Genomic DNA, 3,034 nt, shown 5'->3' with positions numbered 1-3,034 from the left:
CTACTACATAGTAAAAAATGAAGGAGAAACCTTTAAAGGCTGGGTAAGCATAGTTCGATAGTTTGATTGTGATAAATAATTGGTTTAGAATTTTTGTACTTGTTATAAGCTTATATGCTTTTTCAAATACTTCATATGGCCAAGAAGGTGAATTTTACAAACGCTATTTATTTAATCAGTTAACAACCAACCCTTCCCTTGCCGGTAGCACAGGCCAGTATCGATTAAGTCTTGTAACCAGAGATCAATGGTCTTCTTTTAAAGGGTCTCCAAACACAGATAGAATTGCATTTGATATGCCTTTAGGTAAGGCTGAAGTGCAAAAGTTAGGAGTTGGCGTTCATTTAACTTCGGATAAAGCAGGCCCAGAAGAAACACTGGGAATGTATGCTTCATTCGCTTATAGAACAGAGGTAGGGCAAGGAATGTTTTCTGCAGGAATTAACGCTGGGTATATCTCGTATAAATACAATGTGAACGGCTTTCAATTGTTCGAAGAAGACCCTATTGCATTCTCAACGCAAACAACAGGTACACCCAATATTAATATTGGATTTAATTTCAAATCCGACAAGTTAAATATGGATGCATCATTTTTAAATGTTACTGGTCCGAGTTTAGGATTTAATTCTTCTTCTGCAACAAAGCTTAATCAGCAAGTAATGTTGTCTTCTGGATACGTAATTAAGCTAAGTGAATCATTCGATCTAAGGCCAGTAGTGGTGTTTAAAATCCGTCAGGATTATGATCCTTATATGGACTTAAATCTCTACATGAGATTTCTTGAAAGGTATTGGCTAGGTGGTGGCTATAAATTGAACTACGGACCTCTAATATCCGCCGGTATTGGCATTTCGAAATACTTTGATCTTGGATATGCTTATGATGGGGTTTCTCAAGTTTTAAAAGGAGCTACGGGGGGAACGCATGAAATATCTCTGGAGCTAAAATTCGGGAATAAAGACGAAGATGAAGCGAAGAAGTTAAAACAGGAACTACATTTCCTAAATGACAGAGATAGTATTATTGGAACCGCTGTATTGGGCGAGAATGGTTATTTCATTTTTAATGAATTAAAAGAGGCCCCGATGTACATGTTTAAACTCGATGATGAGGATTTGACCAGGTTAGAATCTGTGAATATTGAGTTTGTTAATAGGACAGGGAAACGAGAGAGAATTACTGCCTATAACTTAGATGGTAATTATTTCAAGTATGGAAAATTGCCACATAGCGAAGCAAGTCTATTTTTAATTGGAGATGATGGAGATATTCTGAGTAAAGGATTAATGAATCCAGAGGGGTTGTATGAGTTTCATTTTTCAAAACTTCCAACGGATGATGAACATAAATTTGAGTTTCAAAGAGGGGTAGACCTAGATAATCTTAAGGAGATTAAAGCTCTCTTTAAAAGTGATGAAGGAGATAAATTCGAGATAGTTGCTGTAAGAAGTAACGACGATTTATTCTATTATAAAAAGCTTCCTAATGGTGCCTCTAAATTATTCATGTTAGGAAGTGCAGGGGATACAATTGGTGTGGCTCCTTACGAAAATGGGAAAGTCTCTCAGTTCGCATTTTCAAAATTACCAAACGGTAAGAACTTCCTTTTTTATATGGACGGTTCATCTAACATCGATAATATTAAAGTTAGAATATATGATGAGAGAGGGAATCAGCTAATGCTGGATGTTACCAAAGAGTCTGAAAACTATTTTAGGTATGGTCGTCTACCATCAGAAAACGCCAGGTTATTGCTTTTGGATAACGAAGGAGGGGTTGAAGCGGCTTATCGAAACAAGGATGGAGAGTTTGTGTTTTACTTTAATAAGTTGCCAAATAAGCCGGAGTATGTCTTTAGGTTAAACACCTTATCCAAAGCCGATAAAATGGAGAAGTTTACTGTAAGATTACAAGATTTAGAAGGAAATGAGGATTTAATTGTTGTGGTAAGAAGTGAGGATAATTTATACAGATATAAGAAACTACCTCAAGAACCTAAAAGGCAATTACATCTTGTAAATGAAAATGGGGATAAGATTAGCTCTGCAGAATACAATGAGAATGGAGCGACTAAGTTTTCATTTTCAAAATTACCAAATGATTCAACGTACTTATTTTCGTTAGATGCATCCCAAGCCGACGAAGAAATAAGAAAGATTCAAGTCATACTTATGGATGGAGAGGGGAACCAGTCTAGCCTTATGATATCTAATAAATATGGAACCAAATTTAAATATGGGTTGCTGCCGGCAGAGCGAGGCATCCTTACTTTACTGAATGTAGAAGGAGATAAATTGATGACAGCCCATAGGAGCAAGGAAAACATTTTTTTGTTCAACTTTAAGGAACTACCCGATGCCCAAGATTACTTATTTGAACTAAATGGAAGTGAAGATGATTCTGATATTTCGGTTCTACTCACCGACGAACAAGGTAATGAGTCGTTAATAATTGCCGACGGAGTTGGAAGAAATCAATTTAGCTATAATAGGCTAAATCAGAAAGAAATGATGCTTCATGCTATTAATGCAGCTGGGGATACGTTAGCATCTGTTCTAAATAATAGCGATGGGTTTTTTGTCTTTTCACAATTGACATCAGGCGAAAATATTATGTTTCGTCTTGAAAATAGCGATGGCAGTGAGATAAGTGAAATAAAAATGCTCTTTAAAGATGGGGAAATTCAAAGTGCTGCTAGTGATGATTTCGAATACTTTAAGCTTCAAACGATGGAAATGGAGGCAATGCAGAATTTAAGTTTAAGGGATGAAGACGATGAAATGGTGGTGTTAAATCCAGAGCAGAAAAAGTTATTAAAAAAGGCTTTTGTGAATCTTGAATTTGAGTTCCATTCCGATAAATTAAAAGAGGCGTCAAAGGAAGGTCTTCAATCTTTAGCGCAAGAGATGAAGCGTCAAGATTCTTGGAAACTTAAGCTAGGAGGGCATACGGATGATTCTGGAAACGAGGGCGATAATCTTATTCTATCACGGAAGCGGGCCATGGCGGTTAAAAATTACTTAACCGATTT

General features: G+C 36.5%; 1 protein-coding gene. It reads left to right on the top strand.

Going from position 1 to position 3,034, the window contains the following annotated elements:
- Positions 1-68: 68 nt before the first annotated feature.
- Positions 69-3,034, top strand: a 2,966-nt coding sequence (locus HRT72_14120; protein ID NQY68846.1) for a PorP/SprF family type IX secretion system membrane protein, incomplete at its 3' end; no start/stop codon positions are given.

The sequence above is a fragment of the Flavobacteriales bacterium genome, assembly GCA_013214975.1.
Lineage (GTDB): Bacteria > Bacteroidota > Bacteroidia > DT-38 > DT-38 > DT-38.
This window is presented reverse-complemented; position numbering and strand designations above follow the sequence as displayed.